This window comes from Uliginosibacterium paludis, from assembly GCF_039631355.1.
In the GTDB taxonomy this organism is placed as follows: Bacteria; Pseudomonadota; Gammaproteobacteria; order Burkholderiales; family Rhodocyclaceae; genus Uliginosibacterium; species Uliginosibacterium paludis.
The window spans coordinates 1-878 of sequence record NZ_JBDIVF010000031.1 but is presented as its reverse complement, the minus strand read 5'-3'; the positions used below and the strand labels follow the sequence as shown (position 1 = coordinate 878).

The 878-nt window shown below is 56.6% G+C and carries 1 protein-coding gene and 1 pseudogene; one reads left to right on the top strand and one right to left on the bottom strand.

Annotation, left to right across the window (positions count from 1 at the left end):
• Nucleotides 1-291: integrase core domain-containing protein (locus ABDB87_RS20525; RefSeq protein WP_345930578.1), on the top strand; the 291-nt coding region annotated here is incomplete at its 5' end.
• A 258-nt stretch (nucleotides 292-549) separates the two neighbouring features.
• Here ABDB87_RS20525 and ABDB87_RS20520 read toward each other — a convergent pair.
• Nucleotides 550-771 (bottom strand): annotated as a pseudogene (locus ABDB87_RS20520) (transposase); the annotation flags it as partial.
• Nucleotides 772-878: the final 107 nt, after the last annotated feature.

The following is an 878-nucleotide window of genomic DNA, read 5'->3' as shown; positions in this document are numbered from 1 at the left end:
CGCTGCGACAACGGACCCGAGTACATCAGCGCAAGCCTGCTGAGTTGGGCAGAGAAGCAACAGATCCGCATCGAGCATATCCAGCCCGGTAAGCCGCAACAGAATGCCTATGTCGAGCGTTACAACCGGACAGTGCGCTATGACTGGCTCGGTCAGCACCTGTTCGAATCGGTCGAGCAGGTGCAGGAATACGCCACGCGCTGGCTGTGGACCTACAATCACGAGCGGCCCAACATGGCCCTGGGAGGCATCACCCCGAAGCAGAAACTGGCGCAAACGCAAACCAAATAGCTCTACTTCTGCCTGCCACCAAAAAAGGGGGGATTACCGTCGAATACATCACCGAAGGCAAGGCACGCACACTCTAAGATTCGGCATCAAAGTCAGTCTGCCGATCCTCACAAGGGAAGGTTTCGTGGGGGGGCGCAGCATCCCTCCCTATGACGGTCACACCATGGTTGAACAACTCAAACAGCTTGAGACTCACCGGCGTGCGCCCGAAAGAAGCGTTCATGGGTGATGGCTGCCGAAGCGGAGCTGCAACGCAGCGCTCACCCGCTTGAGTTCTGCCCGCAGAAGCCACAGTTCTTCCTGCTGACTTGCCTGCTCGTCACGTACCGGCTTGGGCTGACAGTATTGCTTGATCCAAGAATACAGGCTGTACTTACTGACATCCAGCCGCACCGACACATCCGCCACGCGATGGCCGCGTTCCGTGACCTGCTTGACCGCTTTGAGCTTGAACTCCTCTGTGTAATGCCTGTTGCTCATTCGACACCTCCATATGCTTGCCAGTTATCTTCCCGGAGGGTGTTATCAGAACGAGGAGCATCATACGGGGAGCTTCTCCGCATTCCAAATAGAACAGGCCATATGCG